This is a genomic window from Acinetobacter sp. WU_MDCI_Abxc222 (assembly GCF_025514755.1).
In the GTDB taxonomy this organism is placed as follows: domain Bacteria; phylum Pseudomonadota; class Gammaproteobacteria; order Pseudomonadales; family Moraxellaceae; genus Acinetobacter; species Acinetobacter geminorum.
The window spans coordinates 184,111-205,403 of record NZ_JAHPVG010000003.1; the positions used below are offsets into that span (position 1 = coordinate 184,111).

Sequence of the window (21,293 nt, forward strand, 5' to 3'; positions counted from 1 at the left end):
GGTTGGAATAGAAATGTGGATATATAAGGAATTTACAAATGTTCACAAAAAAGGATTTATTGCAGCAACGGACGTTGATTGATCAACTGCGCACGCAAAATAGTCTCTCTCCTCAGAACGCTGCCAAACTCGGCCAAAGTATTGCAAGCTCATGGGAACGATCGGCCTCTGCCGCGATTCCTAAAGAGCGTTTTGCTGCTCCATTAGTCGAGAAAAAAACTGCTTCACAGAATGCTTTAGATATGGCTTTAAGCCAATGTGCCGATGATTTACGTCATATTGCAGAGCAATCTTCAATGGTAATTGCTGTCGGTGATATCGGCAGTACTATTATCTGGACTGCACCCAGTGCACAAATGCAAAGTGCTGCTGAGCGTGTACATTTTGTACAAGGTGGTCAATGGCGTGAAGAATTTGTTGGTACGAATGCCTTGGCTTTATCTTTAAAAACTCAACAATCAAGCTGTGTTTTTTCAAACGAACATTACATGGAGTCGATTCATGATTGGGTGTGTTATGCCGCACCGATTATCGATCCATACTCAAAACAAACGCTAGGTGTTGTTGATTTATCAACCACATGGAAGAACCATAATAGTTTAGGAATATTAGCCGCTGAACGTTGCGCATCCATTATTCAATCTGCTTTGCTAGAGCAGCAGCGTCAGCAGTTACATATTCGTGCTTTTTCGACGCCACAAGTTAAATTTAACGGCAAAAGTTTATTATTAACGCCGCGTCAAATTGAAATTTTAACCATATTGGCACTATGTCCGCATGGTTTAACTTTAGAGCATCTTTATCAGGCGCTCTATGGCGAACGTAAAGTCAGTATGGGTACGCTTAAAGCTGAAATGTCTCAACTACGAGATATTTTGGGTGGTTTACTTGGTTCACGCCCATATCGTCTGCTTGTGCATGTTGAAGCCGATTTTTTACAAGCTGAACAAGCACTCGATGCGGGATATGCGGCCTCTGCTTTACAGCTTTACACAGGTGTATTTCTGGCAAAAACTGAAAGTCCGTTTTTGTGTGCATGGCGCGATTGCCTTGAGTCACGCTTGAGCGATGCAATTTTTAAAACCCAAGAAACAGATTTACTGTTAAAGCATCTAGCTCATTTCCCTGAAGCAATTGATGCGGTAGAGCGCCTTATGGAGCTTTTACCAAGTGAACATCCTGCGCATCAACTGCTGGTGAAATACCTTGACTCACCTAAGCTTAGTTAAGTAATTTTTTGATCCAGCCACTGGAACAATTGTTGATAGACTTGTTCTCGTACTGGCTGGGCCGAAAGGACTAAGTCATGCAATCCATTGTGAATAGAGACAACCGAGACATCACCTTTAATTTTTTTACCATGTTTTTCAATGTCATTAACATCTAAAATCACGTCACTTTGAGTTGCATCGGGTCCCCATTTTTTTGGGTTTTTAGTTTGATGCGAATGCATAATCAGTGCGGGAACGTTCAGTTTAACCCCACGGTGAATCTCTTTTTGTGCCGTATGAATCGCATGTACAAAGCTGAGCTGAACTGTAGGGGCAGAGGTTGGTTTCCAGTCAAGGTTGAACTCCCATTCGCCTTTGAGCTGCTTGTGAAGACTGGTGGTGTACCATTTGTTGAGTTGGCTTGGAAATTTAACTTTTGGTAGATATTTTCCTACTCGACTGAGCATTGGAATACCAAATTTCTTTTCGACTAAACTTAAATTAAAGTCATAAAACGGACTATTTGCCCAGAGTGCTTTAATGAGGGGATGATCTGGATGATGGGCAGCATAAAGTGTTGCCGTTAAACCACCAGTAGAATGTCCTGCGAGTAAAACTTGTGTATGTTGTTCTTCGCCAATAATCTCTAATGCTTGAGTAATTTCGGCATCATATTCATTTAAATCGAGCACATTATAGAAAATTTGATGAGGCAGTTTTGAGCGGCCATATTTTCTTAAATCAAGTGCATAGAAGTCATAACCATGAGCATTGAATTGCTCAGCCATTTGGGTTTGAAAGAAATAATCTAAAAAACCATGAATATACAGCACGGCTTTTTGAGTCGATTGAGCGGCCTTTTTACGCACTAAGGTAGCTACAACTTCTCCTTCGTAATCATTAGGAAGGTTGAGTGTAAGCTGTTCGTAGCCAGTACCTAAAATATCTGGAACATAATTTTGATTAGCTGAAGATGTATTCATTTTTATCGAGCTATTGTAATTAAGACATGCAGAGTATCCTTCAATGAAATGGGCGAATTGTCAATTAGGTTTGGAAAAGGTTGGAGTATAGATTCTAAAAAAAGGGAATACCGCTGGAGCTAAGTATTCCCAAAAAAGTAAGTCAACGGTCGGAGGGATTTGACTTACTAGAGGGATATGCCATTACATCGGTATTAAAGTGCTGCTTTGAAAATCTCCACAACTTGTGCATGATTTGCTTTACGAGGGTTGGTGAGCATACATGCATCTTTTTGAGCATTATCTGCCATCACCGCAAGGTCTTCAATTTTCACACCAAGCTCTGTTAAACCAGATGGAATACCAATTGATGAAGACAGTTTACGAATGGCATCAATTGCAGCATAGGCAGCTTCTGTTACAGTGAGTCCGTGAGTATTTACACCCATTAACTCTGCGATTTTTGCGTAGCGATCTGGGCAAGCAATTAAGTTAAATTCACAGACGTGCGGTAACAAGATTGCATTACATACGCCGTGCGGGAGGTTGTAGAAACCGCCTAACTGGTGCGCCATTGCGTGAACATAACCTAAAGATGCGTTGTTAAATGCCATGCCAGCCAAATATTGTGCATAGCTCATTGCATCACGCGCTTCGATGTTTTCGCCATTTGCGACGGCAGGTTGTAACCACTGACTAATCATCGTGATGGCTTTTTCTGCACACGCATCAGTAATTGGGTTTGCTGCCGTAGAAACATATGCTTCAACTGCATGGGTTAATGCATCCATACCTGTTGCAGCGGTTAAACCAGCAGGTTTTGCAATCATGAGTTTCGGGTCATCAATCGCAATAAGTGGGGTACAGCGCCAGTCAACGATTGCCATTTTTACGTGAGTATCGGTATTGGTGATAATACAGAAACGAGTCATTTCAGATGCAGTACCAGCCGTTGTATTGACTGCAATCAATGGGGTCATCGGTACTTTACTTTTATCGATGCCTTCGTAGTCACGAATATGACCACCACCCGCAGTGACTAAACCAATCCCTTTTGCACAGTCGTGAGATGAACCGCCACCTAAAGACACAATAAAGTCACAGCCATTGTCGTTATAGGCATTTACGCCATTATGAACATTAATATCGGTTGGGTTAGGTTCTGCGCCTGGGAATATATGGCTTGCAACGCCTGCTTCAGTTAAATAGTTTGCGATAAGATCTGCAACACCAAATTTAAATAAGCCTTCATCGGTCACAATTAATGCTTTTTTTGCGCCGAGGTTTTGTGCCTTTGTACCAATTTCTTTAGCACATCCTGGTCCAAAGAGTGATACGCATGGAATATAAAAACCGTTTGTTTGATCTGCAATATTTTTAAAAGCCATGGAGTGATTCCTTCTTCCATAAATCCATTGTTTGTTATTACAGGTGAGCCTCACCATGGCCTTAGTATTGTGATGTGAAGTTTATTTTCCTACCTACCAAAAACCTACCAAATATTATTTTGTTTTTAATTATTGATTTATATGTGCTTTTTAGAAAGTTTGGCACATTCATTTAATTTTTTCGGGAAAATCGTTAAGCTATGGGCTGTTGAAGATGTACATATGAGATTATGAAACAGGAAACTGCGCTTAAACTGCTTAAAGCAGGTGAAAATGTCTTTTTAACCGGTTCGGCTGGTGCAGGGAAAACCTATACACTTAATCAGTACATCCAATATCTAAAAGCACGTAAAGTGCCTGTGGCAATTACGGCCTCTACAGGTATTGCAGCAACACATATGAACGGTATGACCATTCATACATGGGCTGGCATTGGCATTAAAGATCTGTTAACTGACGACGATCTAAAACGCATGAAAGAGCGTAAATATCTCAAGGAACACCTTGAAAATGCGCAAGTTCTTGTGATTGATGAAATCTCAATGCTACATGCGAAACAGCTTAATCTGGTCAATCAAGTTCTAAAATATTTTAAAGAAAGCGATGAAGCCTTCGGTGGTATTCAAGTCATTGTGGCTGGAGATTTCTTCCAGTTGCCGCCTGTAGGACGTAATGGTGAAGCCAATCGTGACAAGTTCTGCTTTATGTCAGATGCATGGGTCGAAGCCAAATTCCGCGTATGTTATTTAACAGAACAGCACCGTCAAGACGATGAAATTCTTAACCAGATTTTAAACGCTATTCGTGCGCAAAATATTCAACCCGATCATTTGCAAGCACTGCGTCAATCACGCTCGCATGATATTGGTGAGACCTTTACTCGTCTTTATACACACAATATGGATGTCGACAATATCAATTATCAGCACCTAAATGAAATTGATAATGAAGGGCATCAATTTAATGCTGTTTTAGATGGTAATGAAAAGTTATTAGAAACTTTAAAATCCTCAGTGCGTACGCCAGAAGAACTCACACTTAAAAAGCATGCCAAAGTCATGTTTGTAAAAAATAACTTTGATATGGGTTATATCAACGGAAGTTTAGGTGAGGTGATCGGTTTTGAAGAAGATGATGAAAATGGGTTATTGCCAAAGGTAAAATTAACCGATGGTACAACTTTGCTGGTAGCGCCTGAAACATGGTCAATTGAAAATGAAGCAGGAAAAGTCATTGCAAGTTTCCAGCAAATTCCACTTCGTTTGGCGTGGGCGATTACCATTCATAAAAGCCAAGGTATGACTTTGGAAGCTGCTGAAATTAACCTGATGCATACCTTTGAAAAAGGGCAAGGTTATGTTGCGCTCTCACGTTTGAAGTCTTTAACAGGGTTAAAATTATTAGGTTTTAATGAACAAGCTTTGGAGTTAGATAGTCTGGCGGTAAAAGCTGATCGCCGTTTTCAAGAACTTTCTAAAGAAGCCGAAGATAATTTTGCTAATGTCGATTTAACGGCTCAACATAAAGCCTTTATTCGTCATTGTGGTGGAACCTTAAATGAAACTGAAATTTCAAGAAATGAGAAAAAACTAGCGAGAGGCGAGAAGCAAAATTACGCCTCAGCGACTTTGGATGAAACTCGTGCATTGTTTGAAGAAGGCTACGAAATTGAAGATATTGCACATGAACGTGGTCTAACACCTGCAACCATTATTAATCACTTGGCTCGACTGCATAAAGAACAAAAGCTAGATATTTCGGTTGCCCATCCTGGTGAAGAAGTGGTCGAAGAAGTGCGTAAAATTTATAAGAAGTTGAAAAAACGCCAAAATCCGGATCATTTTTCTGATGATGGTTCGATCAAACTAAGACCAATTGTTGAAGCAACCAGCCCTCGAATGGGATATGATCAGGTTCGATTAGCTTTATTATTTATTGAATAAAGTTTAATTGGCTTAATGACTTATTATATAAATTGAGGTGGCTATGCCGCACGTTGTAGTTGATTATTCAGATAACTTAACTGGACTAAATGCAAAACAATTACTTGAAGAAATTAATACCACGTTGATTGAAACAGAGTTGTTTAGTCCAGAAGATATTAAAAGTCGTGCGCGTAGAGATGAGGTTTTTCTGATTGGCTTAGGGGTTGATCAAGCCTATATCCATGTAAAAGCCTATATTTTGTCGGGAAGAACTGCTGAACAAAAACAGCTTGTGGGTGAGCAATTATTAGCGGCGCTCAGCAACAAAAAATATCTACCACAAGAGTTTAATAAAGAAATTCAATTGTGTGTTGAGATTATCGACATGCCAAGAGAAGATTATTTCAAACAAGTTGTATAACTCTAAAAAGCGCAATTTCGATCAAGAATAGCAATGAGTACTATGTAAAAGTAGTCTGATCTTATTACCGACATCTACTTACTTTTAAAGTGAGTCTAGTGTAATTCAGGCATAGTTTAGGTTATGCCTGTTTATTTAAAAGTTTGATATCTGCGTATTGCTCAATCAGATTAGCATCTAACATATGGATATAATCCATAAATATACTACTAAAACTACCCATCGTTTGAGCTTGATTTGCAGCAAGTTTACCTGCAATTGCAAAATGAATATGAGCTGAAAGAGCTGCAATGGTTGGTGTCGTCACAGCGCTATATGCTGCAATTAATGCACCCAAAGCGCAGCCAGTTGCAGTAATTTTGGGTTGTAACAGGCTTCCGCCGTTTACTTGAATAACTACATCTAGCTCTTTAGATAAAATGTAATCTGACTCACCTGAAATTGCGATACAGTCGGTATGTACTAATAGCGCGTAAGCTTGTCGATAGGCATCATCACTACTTAGGGTACTATCAACACCTTTAGATTGAACTTGATTACCTGCAAGTGTACTGATTTCTGATGCATTACCACGAATAACGCTAGGCTTAAACTGTAAAAGCTCATCTGTCATTTGACTGCGCCAAGCTAAAACTGGCCCATAACCCACCGGATCAAGTACCCACGGAATGTTATTAAGCTGTGCTGTTTTTGCAGAAATTTGCATGGCTTGCATTTGTTCTGAAGTCGGGGTGCCCAAATTAATGCTTAAAGCCGATGAAATTTTGGTAAAACTTTCTGCTTCATAAGGATTATCAATCATGGCAGGTGAAGCACCAGAAGCAAGTAAGACATTGGCTGTATAGTTGGCTGCAACGCTATTGGTAATGCATTGCACAAGAGGCGTTTTTGCCTGCATGTTTTGCCAAGCGTCAATTACCTGCTCAATCAAAGTCGATGCTGATGTCATGTTACTATCCTTATTAAGCCAAAGTGATTGTAGATTTAGTGAGTAAAATAATGATCTTGATGCTTACATCTTTGGCAAATCAAAGAAACATAATCTGCCGCGTCATAATCAACACTTAAATCATTTGAACCACAATGCATACAGCGTTTAACTGAATAAAAGTTTAATCGAGGTTCAATTTTCCGCCATGCTTTCCAGACAGGTTGTACAAAGATCTGTTCGTCGTAGCCTAAGAAGCGATTAAGTAAAATATAACTCATTTTACTGTAGGGAATATTGTGAGGGCGAGGCAACATTGAGGTTTCCCACTTTTCAGCTAAGGCTCTCTCACGATATTGCTCTAAGGTTTTCTTTAACAAATTGGTGTTAATAAATTTTTCATTACGCGGCTGTAGGGCTTTTTGTTTATAAAGGTACTCAAGCGCGGTTTGAATTAAATAATAAATTTGACCAATTGCCAATGAATCCATTAAACGATAGCAAAAAGTTTGGAAATTAGAGCTTCCTGCAATTTGAATGCCCCAAGTTCGGCAATAGAACTGCATAAACTGAATAATCTCTTGGTAGAGAACCTGAAAAAGTACGTCTTTTACTTCATCGGCACTACGAAACGGAATACCAAGACTTAAATTTTCATAAAACCAGTAGCGTAATTGCTGGGCAACACTAAATAAACTTGGGTCACTATAACCATCCAAGCGAATGTTTAAATAAAAGCACTGAGGTTCATCAGCTTGATCTTGGGCGTTTAAAATTCCATCTTTATGGAGTTGCTTAATCAGATAGTTTTGAAAAATCCAGTTTGGTGTAATGGACTGATATTTAATCTGATCCCAGTGAATGTATTCGTCATGTGCAAGATCATCACGAGCATAGTCATCAAGTAGGCTGACTAAAAAAAGTTTATGTAAAAAACTGAGCTGTTCCAGACTACGTTGTGGTTGCTCTTTTGACTTGAATTGGCGTTGTTCTTGTAGGCGTGTTTGCTGTAAAAGCTTTTTCCGTTGTTTTGTGCATGTTTCACAATGACAAGTCATTTTCGTATCTTTAAATATACGGTGCTGACAATGACTGCATTCATGAAACTGAATGTCTTGTTCAAATTGCTCGGCATCTACCCAGTACATTGAAGCTTGGCAGAGAGGACAATGGCTACTTTCATCTAGCTGTTTCTGTAGAATTTGTAAGGCCATTTCGCTCCGAATGCATAAATTAGTCAGGATAGAGCTATTATACACAGCCGCATTGCCGATAGCTGAGATTGTCTTTTTGTTTGGTGCAAAAATAGAAAACCTAAAATCTTTATTATGATTTTAGGTTTTCATAAGGGGTTAAAATTTAAAATTAAACAGGGCACGGCAAGCTCTCATCATTCTGTCCAAGCTTTTTGGCATTGATAAGTGCCTGCACTTTTTTACTTGGTAATTTTACTTTACCTAAAGCGTCGTAAGTATTGACGATAGAAGTTACCTCCTGAGCAGTCATTGAAATACCTTCTGCAGATAAAAACACCGCAATCACATGGTGATCGAGACCAGCTGCGTTTAGATCATGAATCGCTTTAATATTTTCTAAACGATGAAAATGTGCTTTTAATTCCATACTGACACCTCTTGTTCTGATTGAAATATTTATATTGGTGTATTAATTAAGGCAAGAACTATGCCCAAAATGTAAGCTGACTCTAAAAAATGTTAAAAGCTGAAGTTGTTTTATTTTTATTGTATAGATTGATTATATAAGCAACGATTATCGTAAATTTGGTCTAATCTGTGCTAATAAAAGACGATTCTAATTTGAAATGTATAAATGAAGTCCCATTAATTTTATAAAGGTAAACAAACACGGTATGTATGAATGTGTATGATCAAGTTCATAAAATTCGTACAACGGTTTCCGAAAAGTATATAAGGAATAAAGATGAATATTGCGGCACAGCCTCCAGTTCAGGCAGATCAAACAGTTTATTTAAAAGATTATCAAAAACCTTCGTTCTTGGTTGAATCCATTAATCTTGATATTCAAGTATATGACGATAAAACAATTGTTGATTCAACATTAGTCATGAAGCGTCAAACTGCTGGAGACTTGGTATTATTAGGTCGTGATCTTGAGTTGCAATCTATTCAGCTCAATGGTCAAGAGCTTACTCCTGCACAATATTCACTCGATAGTGAACAACTGGTGATCACTGATGCACCAGATGAAGTCATTTTACAAACTCAAGTGATTATTCATCCTGAAACCAACACTCAGCTTGAAGGTTTATATAAAGCAGATGAGTTGTTTGTAACCCAGAATGAACCTGAAGGCTTCCGCAAAATCACGTTCTATCCAGACCGTCCAGATGTACTTTCAGTTTTTACGACTCGTGTAGAAGCCGACAAAAAATATCCAGTGTTACTTGCCAATGGTAATTTGCTTGAAACAGGTGAGGTAGGTGAAAACCGCCACTTTGCGATCTGGCAAGACCCGACCAAAAAACCAAGCTACTTGTTTGCTTGTGTTATTGGTGATTTAGCTGTTCTTAAAGACCGCTATACGACTTCGGAAGGGCGCGATGTTGCTTTAGAAATCTATGCAATCGAGAAAGACATTCCAAAATGCCATATCGCGATGGAAGCATTAAAGCATTCAATGCGTTGGGATGAAGAACACTATGGCCGTGCTTATGACCTCGACAACTATATGATTGTTGCGGTGAGCCAGTTCAACATGGGTGCAATGGAAAATAAAGGTTTAAATATCTTTAATACTTCATGTGTGCTTGCCGATGAAGAATATACAACTGACGCAGCGATTATGCGAGTACAGTCTGTAATTGCGCATGAATATTTCCATAACTGGACAGGCAACCGTATTACCTGCCGTGACTGGTTCCAGCTGTGCTTAAAAGAAGGTTTAACGGTATTCCGTGATCAGTCTTTCTCTGAAGATTTACAATCTGCTGCGGTTCAACGTATTGATGATGTCGCTGTACTTAAATCGCATCAATTCCCGGAAGATGCTGGTCCATTATCCCATCCACCACGCCCAGATCACTTTGTAGAAATTAATAACTTCTATACAGCGACAGTCTATGAAAAAGGTGCGGAAATTAACCGCATGATGTCGACCTTACTCGGTAAAGAAAAATACCGTCAAGGAACCGATGAATATTTCCGCCGTCATGATGGACAAGCCGTAACAGTAGAAGACTGGGTTGCTGCATTATCTGCAGGTTCAGGTGTCGATTTATCTGCATTCTTAACTTGGTACAACCAACCAGGTACACCAAAGCTTGAAGCAAAAGGTGAATATAATGCAGCGGCACAAACATACCGTTTAAGCTTTAAACAAAGCCTAAAAGCGCATCCGAAATATCCAAACTTAAAAGCTGTTCCAATTCCTGTTGCTTTAGCGCTTTTTAACGCTCAAACAGGGGAGCAATATACATTGCACAGTAACAGTCTATTCGTAAATGATGTTAAAGATGGCGTGTATTTGTTTGACCAAGATGAGGCAACTATTGAGTTTACAGGGGTAACTGAGCAACCTGTTGTTTCACTACTACGTAATTTCTCTGCACCTGTAAATCTGGTATTTGATTACAGTGATGAAGAATTAGCATTCTTAATTCAACATGAAACAAACGGTTTCAACCAATGGCAAGCAACACAAACCTTACTTGAACGTATTTTGCTAGAAGACCATTCTGCAGATGCTTACATTCAAGCTATTCAAAGCACATTGCCTGAGTTGGTTGGCCGCGACCCGCTTTTAGCATCACGTTTGTTTGATGTTCCAAGTGAAGGTTATTTGGGTAGTCGTATTGATCAGAACTATGCACCAGCCGATATTCATGTAAAACGTGAAGCTTTACTAAATCGTTTAGCACAAGAGTTGGGTGTGTTTTGGAAAGATACCTACCTTACACTTGACCCTGACTTGCAAAAAGAATTCTCTTTAGCCATGGGTGTTCGCGCATTAAAAAATATCATGCTGATGATGATGGCTCGTCAGGGTGATCAAAGTGCATTTGAATTAGCACATGTTCAATACCAAAACACAGGCAATATGTCTGAGCGTTTAGGTGCGCTACGTGTATTGGTTTGGCAAAACGCACCTCAAGCTCAAGAGGCACTTGCTGATTTCTATGACCGCTTTAAAGATGAAGCTTTATCTTTAGACCAGTGGTTTATGATTCAGGCTGCAAACCCAAATGCCACAACAGAAACAATCGAGTACTTAACTCAACATCCCGACTATGATTTAACAACTCCAAACCGTATTCGTGCGGTAAGTGGTGGCTTGTCAAATAATCCTGAAAATACTTGGGGCTTTGGTGTAGCTCACTTTATTAACCTTGCAGAATATCTTGACGAGAAAAACCCGATTTTAGGTTCACGCCTATTACAGGTGTTATCTCGCTGGTATACGCTTGCAGAGCCTCAGCGAACACAAGTTCAACAAGCTTTAAAAGCATTGCAGCCTAAAGTGAAATCGAAAAATGTTTCTGAAACTTTAAATAGCATGCTGAGCGTTTAATTATTTAAACTTACTAAATAAAGGTCTCTAAAGAGGCCTTTATTTTTTATATCTCATAGCTCTTCAAGATTTAAAAGAAATAAAACTATTCTTGTTATAGTTCATCTGTAGATCAAGTTTGATCATTTTATTTTTATATAAATTATAATCTTGAATACTTTATTGGAGATAAACTTTTAAGTAATAATATAAAATTACCATTAAAAGTATAGTCAGGAAATAACTAAGTACTTATGTAAATAGAATTTAATTTCATAAAGTTTGATAATTTTTTGACATATTTATTTAAATTTAAATAAATAAATTTTTTTTAAATTTTATTAAAGTTATTTAAATCAAAAACTTAAATTTTGTAATTATTGTTTTTTTGTATCCGTAAGATAGGTTTAGGTAAATTTGTTTTATTGATTAGAAATTAAAATAATAACGTGAACATGCATTTTATTTATTTTTATGTATTATGTTGGAAAGTAGGATAAAAAAATAAGCTTTAAAAGAGCAGTCAAATAAAAATGATTGTAAGAATAAGGGTTAAATTTTTTATATCTATTAATTCGATAATTTAGTTTAAAAGGTTTTGGCCATGAAAAAGACTTTTATTTATTTATCAGCAGTTGTTGCAGGAGTATTTTCTCTCAATGCGGCAAATGCAGCTACAGCAACAGGTACATTAACTGTTAGAGCAACAGTAACCAATAGTTGTGTATTGAATACCTCTGCAACCGGTACGACAACAAATGCCGTTTTAGACTTTGGTACTTTAAGTTCGCTGGCTAGCAATGTCGATGCAGATACCACAACGACAGGTGGTACTTCAATTAAAGTCCTTTGTAATAATACTGTGCCATGGACTTTGTCATTTGATGGTGGTCAGAATGTTTTATCAACTCAACGTCGTATGATCGGTGGGGCGACTAGCGACGAATATATTCCTTACAACCTTTTCTCTGACACAGGGCGTGCCACAGCAATTGGTATTGCAACGACTGCCTACAGTGGAACCGGAACAGGTAATGTTCAAACTGTAAATGTGTATGGTCGTATTCCTGCAGGAACAAGTTTACCAAGTGCTGGTAGCTATGTTGACAGTGTGACTGTCACAGTAACTTATTAATTTGCATAAATTAGAATTACGTTAGCCCTTTTGAAAGGGCTAATACATTAAAAAAGTTATATTTGAGCAAATCATGAAAAAAAATATTTTTATTATTACGGGATTATTCTTATCTTTATCTAGCTCTATTAACGCCGCAACAATCCGTCTTTCACCTGTAAATGTAGAAATATTAAGTAATCAAAATGCTGCTTCAATTAGTTTATATAACCAGTCAAATGAAAGTGCTGATTTGCAGGTGCGTGTATTTGAGTGGAGGCAAAATGCTGGACAAGATCAATTAGTCCCTACGGATGAGATTGTAGTTAGTCCACCATTTTTAAAACTACAACCTAATGATTCTTATAACTTGCGTGTAGTTAGGATTAATCCAGAACCTATTTCTGGTGAAAAAACTTATCGTATTATTATTGATGAGTTACCAAAACCAATTGATAGTCGTAAAGCAGCTCAGGGAGTAAATGTATTACTTCGCTCATCATTACCTGTATTTGTAGTCAATAAGGATGCAATTACCAAACTGAGTTGGAAAATTGATGTTAACCAGAACACACCTTCTTTAAATATTAGCAATATAGGTAACCGACATGCGCTGTTAAATAGTCTAATGCTTGTTGATACAACTGCGAATAAAAGTTATCCGATTAAAGTAAATACTGTGAATGGTTATATTCTTGCTGAGAAGTCGAAAAGCTACTCGATTAGTAACTTTACCTACCAACCAAATCATAAATACAGCGTATCTCTAACAGTTAATGGTAAGAAAACCACACTTTAAGAGGCTTATATGAAATACATTATAGGTGTCTTATGTGTTGCGTATTTTCCTGCATATTCTTTTGCCGAACAGTTACTAGATCATACCAATACTGCAGTTCCCAGTGTTCCTAAATCTGTAGGTAGCAATAGTGAATATACACAAGTAGGAACGAATGAGCAGGAGCAAGATCTTAATTTCATTCATCTATTTTTAAATATTTCGATTAACTCAAATGCTTCTGAAGATTTGGTTGCTGTAAAGCAATCTAAGGATGGAAAACTATATATTCGTTCTAGTACCTTAAAAAATTTAAGAATAAAAATAGATGAAGATATCCCAGATAACCAGTGGGTGTGTATTGATGATCTAAACGGAATCCAGTTTAAATATCTTGAGAATGAGCAGTCTTTAAACTTAAAAGTTCCATCGAACATGTTAACGGGTTACTCAGTTGACTTAAGTGGCCAGCAGATCACTAGCCCACATTTGCTAAGAATGAAACCCTTAAACGCAGCCATTTTGAACTACAGTCTGTATAACACCATAACCAATGACGAGAACGTTTTCTCAGGTACAGCTGAGGGGATCTTTAATAGTTCAATCGGTAACTTCTCATCAGGGGTTTTATATAACGGTAGTAATGAAAATAGCTATAGTCATGAAAAATGGGTACGACTGGAAAGTAAGTGGCAGTACGTAGACCCTGAAAAGATCAGGATATATACCCTAGGGGACTTTATTTCCAATAGTCCTGACTGGGGCAGTAGTGTCCGTCTTGCCGGTTTCCAGTGGTCGAGTGCTTATAGCCAACGCGGTGATATTGTCACCTCGGCACTCCCGCAATTCTCCGGTTCGGCAGCATTGCCTTCGACCTTAGATTTATATGTCAATCAACAAAAGATTTATTCAGGATTAGTGCCTTCAGGCCCATTTGATATTAAACAGCTCCCATTTATTTCAGGAAATGAAGTCACCCTGGTGACTACCGATGCAACCGGAAAGCAGAGTATTACCAAAAAGCCGTACTATTTTTCATCTAAGATTCTCGCAAAAGGCATAAATGAGTTTTCAGTAGATGTCGGTATTCCACGTTATAACTATGGGATGTATTCAAACGATTATGACGATGCCACTTTTGCCTCAGGTGCGATCCGATACGGCTACAGTAACTCACTGACTTTAAGTGGTGGTGCAGAAGCTTCAACAGATGGCCTGTCGAACCTCGGTACAGGATTTGCCAAGAATATTTTTGGTATTGGGGTGATCAATGCTGACATTGCAGCGAGCCAGTATAAAGATGAAAACGGTTACTCTACCTTGCTGGGTTTAGAAGGGCGCATCAGTAACAACATTTCATTTAACACCAGTTACCGCAAAGTATTTGATAACTATTTTGACCTTGCCCGTGTGTCTCAAGTTAGATATTTAAAAGATAATCAGATCAATGCCGAGTCACAGAACTATCTGAACTACAGCGCACTGGCAGATGAGATTTTTAGGGCAGGGATTAACTACAACTTTTACGCAGGCTATGGGGTTTATCTGGGCTATAACCAGATCAAATATAGCGATAACTCCTATAAGTTAGTGTCTACCAATTTAAGTGGAAGTCTGGACAAGAACTGGGGTTTTTATGCATCAGCGTATAAAGATTATGAAAACCATAAGGACTATGGAATTTACTTTGCACTGCGATATACCCCATCTAGTAAAGTGAATGCGATCACGAGTGTATCTAGTGACAGCGGTAGCCTACGGTACCGCCAAGAAATCTTCGGTTTGTCAGAACCCCAAATTGGTTCATTTGGCTGGGGTGGTTATGTTGAGCGAGATGAGGATGCGAATGAAAACAATGCATCGGTCTATGCATCTTACCGAGCACGGGCAGCTTACCTGACGGGACGCTATAACCGATTTGGAGACAACGATCAGGTTGCACTTTCAGCGACGGGTTCATTGGTTGCGGCGGCGGGACGCATCTTTGCGGCCAATGAAATAGGAGAGGGCTATGCGGTCGTAACCAATGCAGGGCCGCAAAGTCAAATTATAAATGGCGGTGTTAATCTGGGAGAAACTGACAAGTCTGGAAGGTTTTTGATTCCTAGTCTCATGCCATATCAAGTGAACCATATTTATTTAGATCCATCGTATCTTCCTCTGAATTGGAATGTTAAATCTACAGATCAAAAAACAGTGGTGGGTTACCGTCAAGGAACTTTGGTTGACTTTGGTGCTCATCAGGTCATTTCAGGATTAGTGAAACTGGTTGATCAAAACAATTCACCGTTAATGCCGGGTTATACCGTTCGAATTAATGGTCAGCAAAATGGGATGGTTGGCTACGATGGTGAAGTGTTTATTCCAAATCTTTTAAAGCAAAACAAACTTGAAGTCGATCTTCTTGATCATGGCTCCTGCCAAGTTGACTTCACCTATAACAGTAATCAGTACTCAACTAAAAAATTGGGACCTTATGTATGTCATTAAATATTATGAATAAGGCTCAAATAGAGAGCTATAAGTTTTTTCCATTTTTTTTAAAATATTTTGTAGGCATTTGCTTATTTTATCTCGTTTATGCATTTTTTAGTCCGGCACATGCAGCTTGTACGGTAAGTGGGACCACAAATAACACTTTTACCTACACTGCAGCAAATATTAATAGTGATGCAACCGTAAACCTTTCAGGAACAATTACTTGTACGAATTTAGGACTTCCCCAGATTTCTAATTTCATGTGTATGAAAACCGTATTTACGGGAACCACAAATGCAATTAACAGTGTTTCATTACCCTATACAGTTACTGCAACTGTAGGCGGAGCTGGGTCTTCTACCACAAATCAAACCTCCAATGTGTGGTATGGCCCAGTAGCAACAGTCGCATCAAATAATATTGTGAGTTACTCGATAAATATAAAAGTACCAGCTCGAATGGGGTCTCTCATTGCATACCCTCAAGGAACATATACGGCTTCGGTTCGGTTGTATTGGGATATGGATCTTTTGGGTTTGTCATGTGGTGATTTACTTGGTGGCTGGGATTCAGGCGATACATTGCTAACAGCAAACTTTGTGGTCCCAAGTCTTTGCCAATTAAACTCAACCTCAACTGTTGATTTTGGAAATATCAATGATATTAGTACAACGAGTCGTGATTACACAGCGCAAGGAGCAGTGAATACGACCTGTAATTTTGGAACGCCATATAGTATTTATTTAGGGGATGGAAACAACCGTATAGCTGGGGGCTTTAGGCGTATGATCAATAGTAATAATGAATTTATTCCCTATCAGCTATATAAAGATTCTAACTATAGTACGGTATGGGATGCCACGGGAGGCGTAACCAATGTTGGGGGAACAGGGGGAGTCTCAAAAACAGGTACAGGAAGCGCTCAAACGACTACAGTTTATGGAAAGATTCCGCAAGGTACCGCCATTGCAAGTAGACCTGGCGTCTATTCTGATAGTGTTGTTGTTACAGTGACTTATTAATTTTCTAATCTATTATGTAGGAAGTTCTTTTTAAGGCAGAGCTTCCTATAATTCAAATTATATCGCTTGAAAAATGTTCTGAAATAAGTAGTAAAAATCAAATAATTCTTAGCTTTCGGAACTTATTCGTCATCAAAAATAGTTTGACTTAAAAAAACATTCTGTATATTTATTGATTAGTTCTAAAAGAGAACTAGATAAAAGGCAATTAAAAATAAAGGTGAATAAATGTCGAATATTATTTTGCATCAATGGGAAATTTCTCCATTTTGTCAAAAAATTTCAAGGGCTTTGAGATTTAAGGGAATTCCATTTGACACAGTTAACTACAACGGCATTCTTGGAGCGAAAGTTCCTCTGCTAAGTAAGGTGGGTAAAGTACCTGTCATTGACCATAATGGTCAGCGAATTCAAGACAGCACTCGGATTGCACGCTATCTAGATGAAGCTTTTCCAGACACACCTCGGCTTTACCCTGAAGATCCAAATCAAAGAGCACTTGCAGAGCTGTGGGAAGACTGGGCGGATGAATCTCTTTACTTTTACGAAATCTATTTACGTGTAAATGACTCAGAAGCTTTAAAAGAAGCGATTCGCATTAGTAGTATTGGTCGTCCAGCGTATGAAAAACCATTGGTAAAAGGTTTTATTTTGGCTGAATTAAAAACGCAGCTTTTCTTTCAAGGCTTAGGACGAATTAAAGCTGAAAATGTTGAAGAAGAGTTTATAAGACACCTCGACCGTATTGAGCAAGTTTTATCAAAAAGTGAATGGTTAATTGGAGACAGTCAAACTATTGCAGATATTGCCGTAGTTGCTCAACTCGGTGAAGTGATTCGCACAAGTAAAAAATTTGGTAAAGAAATTTTGGATCGTCCCTTTATTGCAGTATGGTATAAAAAACAAACAGGATGAAACGTCTATGACATCAGCAATATTAGATAAAAAGCGAGATTGTGCAGTTGTTATTGGCGTCGGGGCATCACAAGGTATTGGTGCAGCCGTGAGCCGTCTTTTTGCAAAAGAAGGCTTAAAAGTCTATGTCGCTGGACGTACATTCCAGAAAATTGAAGCAGTCGCTGCCGAAATACATGCAAATGCAGGGGAAGCTGTCGCGTTCCGTTTAGATGCAGAAGATATACATCAAGTACAGGCCTTATTTGACACAATCACGAGTCAAAATGAGCGTATTAGTGTTGTTATTCATAACGTGGGAGGAAATATTCCCTCGATATTTTTACGCAGTCCACTGTCGTTTTTTACTCAAATGTGGCAATCCACTTTTTTATCGGCCTATTTAGTTTCTCAAAGCTGTCTAAAAATCTTTAAAGATCAAAATCACGGTACGCTTATTTTTACTGGAGCAAGTGCATCTCTACGTGGTAAACCTTTTTTCGCTGCTTTTACGATGGGGAAATCTGCTTTAAGAACCTATGCATTAAATCTAGCTCAAATCTATAAGACACAAGGCATACATATTGCTCATGTGATTATTGATGGAATGGTCAATGGCGATAGAGTGAATAAAGCATTATTCGGTTTAGGGCGGTTAGCCCGTCTTACCCGTGGAACTGGTGGACTCAATATTGATGCAATAGCAGAAAACTATTGGATGCTTTACCAACAAACTCCACAACTCTGGACACATGAGCTAGATTTACGCCCTTATCAAGAAAAATTTTGAGAGATTAAAATGCTAAAAAAAATATTTCAAAGATTTCAAAAAAAGCAGGGCTGTGTTGTCGTTGCTGGTCATGACCTTCAACTGATTGAGCATGATTTTGTAATTTTAGATAAAAATGGGCATTTTCCCTTACATCTTTATCAAGTTGTACATGATTCAGCTGTAAAAAAAATACAAGTTCATTCTTTAAATGATGGTGTGACAGTAGTTCACTTAAATTTAGTGAATGTAGATCATTTAAAATGCTTGTTGCGTTATATTTCAAGTCATGGACATATCATTGAGCTTTGTGTATTTCAGCCGAGTTTTTCATCTTCATCAAATATCGAAGCGTTATCTTTAGAAGAGATTGAACACAGTTGGCAGACCACAGGTTTAAGTGCCGTGAGTGTCGCTCAAGCTGTGATTAAGCCTATGCTTAAACAACAGCGAGGCACAGTTATTTTTCTTGGAGCTCCATTTAATAACTCACCCCATTACGATGTGTTAAGTCAAAGCATGTTTGCAAGCATTCGTGCTTTAGCGCAGTCATTGGCGAGAGAGTTTCAACCTAAAGGCATTCATATTAGTTATTGCATGGTTGAAAAATGGGAGGGGCAAGACCAGCACTTTAGCTCATCTCTCAAGCAAGTATGCCAACACATCTATCAACAACCTGATTCTGCATGGAGCCAAGAGCTCAGCCTATCTTAAAGTTTTACTTTAGCATGTTCTTGAAATACAGTACTGAGCTGAAATGATCATAGAACAATAATTTCGGTAGGTTTTAAATGGTGAATATAAAGAGTTTTCAGCGAACTGCTCAGATCGTGTCGACCTTGGCAGCTTTTATGTGTATTGCTTCACTCGCCCAAGCATATCAATATGATCAAACTGCTCGTTTAGTTAACGAGCGTTTAGCTTATATGAAAGATGTAGCAGGTTATAAAGCAGAGCAGCATTTGCCGATTGAAGATTTAACTCAAGAAAAGAAAGTTCTCGATCAATCGCTTTCTGAAGCTGAATCTTTTGGCTTAAACAGCGAAACAGTAAAGCCATTTATTGTGACCCAAATGAATGTTGCCAAGGCCATTCAATATCGATATCGCGCAGATTGGTTGTCGAGTCCTGAAAGCAATTGGAAGCCACAAGATTTAGCTGAAGTACGTTTAAAAATTAGTTCTCTAAACACTGAGCTTCTAAAAAATATCGCTTATGAACTTAAGAAAAATCATAACAAAGCACCTCATAGTTGTAGCTATATGTGGTCTGTTCAACATCCTCAACTTAAAGAAGCTGACAAAAAAGCTTTATGTGTGGCATTAAATAAAATTCAGTTAAAAAACTGAATTTCTTAAATATGAGTATAAATTGCTGATTCAATCCATATTAAATCAGCAATCTTTTCAAGCTTATGTTTACCAGCCAATAGTTAAACGTGTGCTGATATTATTTAACTAAAACACGGTTTCTTGAATTTTTATTAATCTCTATTCAACACCAACGACAGTCGTGATATAGCTTGTTGTTAAAAGGATGGCTAGGCCTAATGACATTTCAAATAAAATAGCGTAACTCAACTGCTTTGCAAATTTTGCATGCTGTAAGCGAGGGGTGAAATACCATTTATTAAAGGCAGCTAGTAAGAAAATAGATAGAACGAAGACTATTTTTATAATGAAGCCATGTCCATAAGGTGTATTGAGCAATGTATTAAAATCTTTAAGCAAGAGCAGGGCAACACTAGCACCACAGACAATTAACACCCCTACAATAAATGCAGCGATTTTTCCAAACAGATGCATGCTTTCTTTTAATGTCAGACCGTTAATTATTTTGCTTGTTTTCCATAAGGGGTAGAGTGATCCCATCCATAAAGACATGGCTAATACATGTATTGAAAGCAAAATTTGAGCAAATAAAGATAAATTCGTGACATGGCCTAATTGAGAAAAACTAAAAACAATTGGGATGAGTAGAGTGGCAAAAATTGACCATTCAATTTTAGTAATCTGGTTAGCCCCACTGTTTAATTTTATAAGCATAAGGAACAATAAAAGTAAAAAGCTCACTGACCGAATGAGATGAGTATGTCCAATCGGTGTATTAATAAGTAGGTTTATATAATCACTATCCAACATACCGGATAGGCCAGTATTTGCGAAACTTCCGATGAGAATAAAGAAACCAAAAATACTTGAGAAAAGCCCTAAACCTGCCCCAACAGTGACGTATTTGATAATAATTCTTTTGAGCTCTATATGACTTTTAAGTAAGAGGTAGCAAAATGCTCCTCCAATAACAAATGCGGTCCCCAAATATAAAAACACTTTAACAAGCCATGTGGCATATATCCAAGTTTCAGGAACCATATACTTCTCCCTATACAATATGCCAGCTAATGACCGGCATATTGCTTATTAACAATTTATTTTTATTTTTATTTTGTTGATTGGATCGTGAAATTATATTCACCACTCATATGGTGGCCATCAGTGCCCATGGTCGTCCATACGACTGTATATTTTCCGTTTTTTAGTTTTGGTACAGCGACTTCAAATGATTTTTTTAAATCATGACTAACTTGGTAGTTTAAAGGGATATCTCGACGTTGGGCATCGAGCAATTTAACATTCATCAGCATCACTTCACCGCCAAAATTAAGCGTAATACTTTTTGGCTGGCTAGCTATAGAAGCATTAATAGTGGGGGTGGCACTTTCAAGTTTCACATGTGCGAAAGCACTTGAAGCTGTAACAACTATCGTTGTACCCACTAAAATATTTCGTAGAACTGACATTTTGTTGTGAAAAAGCTTCATGTTTTCATCCTCGTAAAACTGATTAACTAAAATAAGAGACTTGCTTTATTGGTCA

19 protein-coding genes are annotated in these 21,293 nt (G+C 38.1%); 12 read left to right on the top strand and 7 right to left on the bottom strand.

Annotated elements, in window-relative coordinates:
• Positions 1–38 precede the first annotated feature (38 nt).
• Positions 39–1,229: a helix-turn-helix domain-containing protein gene (locus KTJ10_RS06795; protein WP_005068630.1), complete on the top strand. Its 1,191-nt coding sequence runs from the start codon at positions 39–41 to the stop codon at positions 1,227–1,229.
• Here the strand turns inward: KTJ10_RS06795 and KTJ10_RS06800 are convergent.
• Both KTJ10_RS06800 and KTJ10_RS06805 read right to left on the bottom strand, forming a co-directional pair.
• Positions 1,226–2,194 (bottom strand): alpha/beta hydrolase, encoded by a 969-nt coding sequence (locus tag KTJ10_RS06800; RefSeq protein WP_126645832.1) that lies wholly within the window; start codon positions 2,192–2,194, stop codon positions 1,226–1,228. The genes KTJ10_RS06795 and KTJ10_RS06800 overlap by 4 nt on opposite strands.
• Positions 2,195–2,388: 194 nt before the next feature.
• Positions 2,389–3,561, bottom strand: a complete 1,173-nt coding sequence (locus KTJ10_RS06805) for an iron-containing alcohol dehydrogenase (RefSeq protein ID WP_262441647.1) — start codon at positions 3,559–3,561, stop codon at positions 2,389–2,391.
• Between the two features lie 230 nt (positions 3,562–3,791).
• Between KTJ10_RS06805 and KTJ10_RS06810 the strand changes: the two genes are divergently transcribed.
• Together KTJ10_RS06810 and KTJ10_RS06815 are read left to right on the top strand one after the other, a co-directional pair.
• On the top strand, positions 3,792–5,504 hold the full coding sequence (locus KTJ10_RS06810; RefSeq protein WP_262441648.1) for an AAA family ATPase: 1,713 nt from the start codon (positions 3,792–3,794) through the stop codon (positions 5,502–5,504).
• A gap of 43 nt (positions 5,505–5,547) precedes the next feature.
• Positions 5,548–5,907: a 5-carboxymethyl-2-hydroxymuconate Delta-isomerase gene (locus KTJ10_RS06815; RefSeq protein ID WP_017816026.1), complete on the top strand. Its 360-nt coding sequence runs from the start codon at positions 5,548–5,550 to the stop codon at positions 5,905–5,907.
• Positions 5,908–6,028: 121 nt separating this feature from the next.
• On the opposite strand, the gene thiM is transcribed toward KTJ10_RS06815, so the two are convergent.
• From thiM to KTJ10_RS06830, 3 genes are all read right to left on the bottom strand, one after another.
• Positions 6,029–6,856, bottom strand: coding sequence for a hydroxyethylthiazole kinase (gene thiM, locus KTJ10_RS06820; RefSeq protein ID WP_262441649.1), 828 nt, complete (start codon positions 6,854–6,856; stop codon positions 6,029–6,031).
• 35 nt (positions 6,857–6,891) lie between these two features.
• A complete protein-coding gene (locus KTJ10_RS06825) occupies positions 6,892–8,049 on the bottom strand; it encodes a hypothetical protein (RefSeq protein WP_262441650.1) in 1,158 nt (385 codons plus the stop codon).
• Between the two features lie 151 nt (positions 8,050–8,200).
• Positions 8,201–8,458 carry a hypothetical protein gene (locus KTJ10_RS06830; RefSeq protein ID WP_002119338.1) on the bottom strand — a complete coding sequence of 86 codons (258 nt, stop codon included), beginning with the start codon at positions 8,456–8,458 and terminating at the stop codon, positions 8,201–8,203.
• 318 nt (positions 8,459–8,776) lie between these two features.
• On the opposite strand from KTJ10_RS06830, the gene pepN reads away from it, so the two are divergent.
• The 9 genes from pepN to KTJ10_RS06875 all read left to right on the top strand — a co-directional run bounded on the left by pepN (position 8,777) and on the right by KTJ10_RS06875 (position 19,766).
• Positions 8,777–11,383 (top strand): aminopeptidase N, encoded by a 2,607-nt coding sequence (pepN, locus tag KTJ10_RS06835; protein ID WP_262441651.1) that lies wholly within the window; start codon positions 8,777–8,779, stop codon positions 11,381–11,383.
• A 577-nt stretch (positions 11,384–11,960) separates the two neighbouring features.
• The gene (locus KTJ10_RS06840; protein WP_213034457.1) at positions 11,961–12,497 is read left to right on the top strand and encodes a spore coat U domain-containing protein; all 537 of its coding nucleotides are present in this window, start codon (positions 11,961–11,963) and stop codon (positions 12,495–12,497) included.
• Positions 12,498–12,570: 73 nt separating this feature from the next.
• A complete protein-coding gene (locus KTJ10_RS06845) occupies positions 12,571–13,275 on the top strand; it encodes a molecular chaperone (protein WP_068562750.1) in 705 nt (234 codons plus the stop codon).
• Positions 13,276–13,284: 9 nt separating this feature from the next.
• A complete protein-coding gene (locus KTJ10_RS06850) occupies positions 13,285–15,744 on the top strand; it encodes a fimbria/pilus outer membrane usher protein (RefSeq protein WP_262441652.1) in 2,460 nt (819 codons plus the stop codon).
• A complete protein-coding gene (locus KTJ10_RS06855; protein ID WP_262441653.1) occupies positions 15,735–16,754 on the top strand; it encodes a spore coat U domain-containing protein in 1,020 nt (339 codons plus the stop codon). Before KTJ10_RS06850 ends, KTJ10_RS06855 begins: the two co-directional genes overlap by 10 nt.
• Before the next feature lie 228 nt (positions 16,755–16,982).
• Positions 16,983–17,669 (top strand): glutathione S-transferase family protein, encoded by a 687-nt coding sequence (locus KTJ10_RS06860; RefSeq protein ID WP_262441654.1) that lies wholly within the window; start codon positions 16,983–16,985, stop codon positions 17,667–17,669.
• Positions 17,670–17,676: 7 nt separating this feature from the next.
• A complete protein-coding gene (locus KTJ10_RS06865; protein WP_017398416.1) occupies positions 17,677–18,438 on the top strand; it encodes an SDR family NAD(P)-dependent oxidoreductase in 762 nt (253 codons plus the stop codon).
• 9 nt (positions 18,439–18,447) lie between these two features.
• Positions 18,448–19,131 carry an SDR family NAD(P)-dependent oxidoreductase gene (locus KTJ10_RS06870; RefSeq protein WP_262441655.1) on the top strand — a complete coding sequence of 228 codons (684 nt, stop codon included), beginning with the start codon at positions 18,448–18,450 and terminating at the stop codon, positions 19,129–19,131.
• A 77-nt stretch (positions 19,132–19,208) separates the two neighbouring features.
• On the top strand, positions 19,209–19,766 hold the full coding sequence (locus KTJ10_RS06875) for a chorismate mutase (protein WP_262441656.1): 558 nt from the start codon (positions 19,209–19,211) through the stop codon (positions 19,764–19,766).
• Between the two features lie 141 nt (positions 19,767–19,907).
• On the opposite strand, the gene KTJ10_RS06880 is transcribed toward KTJ10_RS06875, so the two are convergent.
• Together KTJ10_RS06880 and KTJ10_RS06885 are read right to left on the bottom strand one after the other, a co-directional pair.
• A complete protein-coding gene (locus tag KTJ10_RS06880) occupies positions 19,908–20,789 on the bottom strand; it encodes a copper resistance D family protein (protein WP_262441657.1) in 882 nt (293 codons plus the stop codon).
• A gap of 68 nt (positions 20,790–20,857) precedes the next feature.
• Positions 20,858–21,238, bottom strand: coding sequence for a copper resistance protein CopC (locus KTJ10_RS06885; RefSeq protein WP_086264309.1), 381 nt, complete (start codon positions 21,236–21,238; stop codon positions 20,858–20,860).
• Positions 21,239–21,293: the final 55 nt, after the last annotated feature.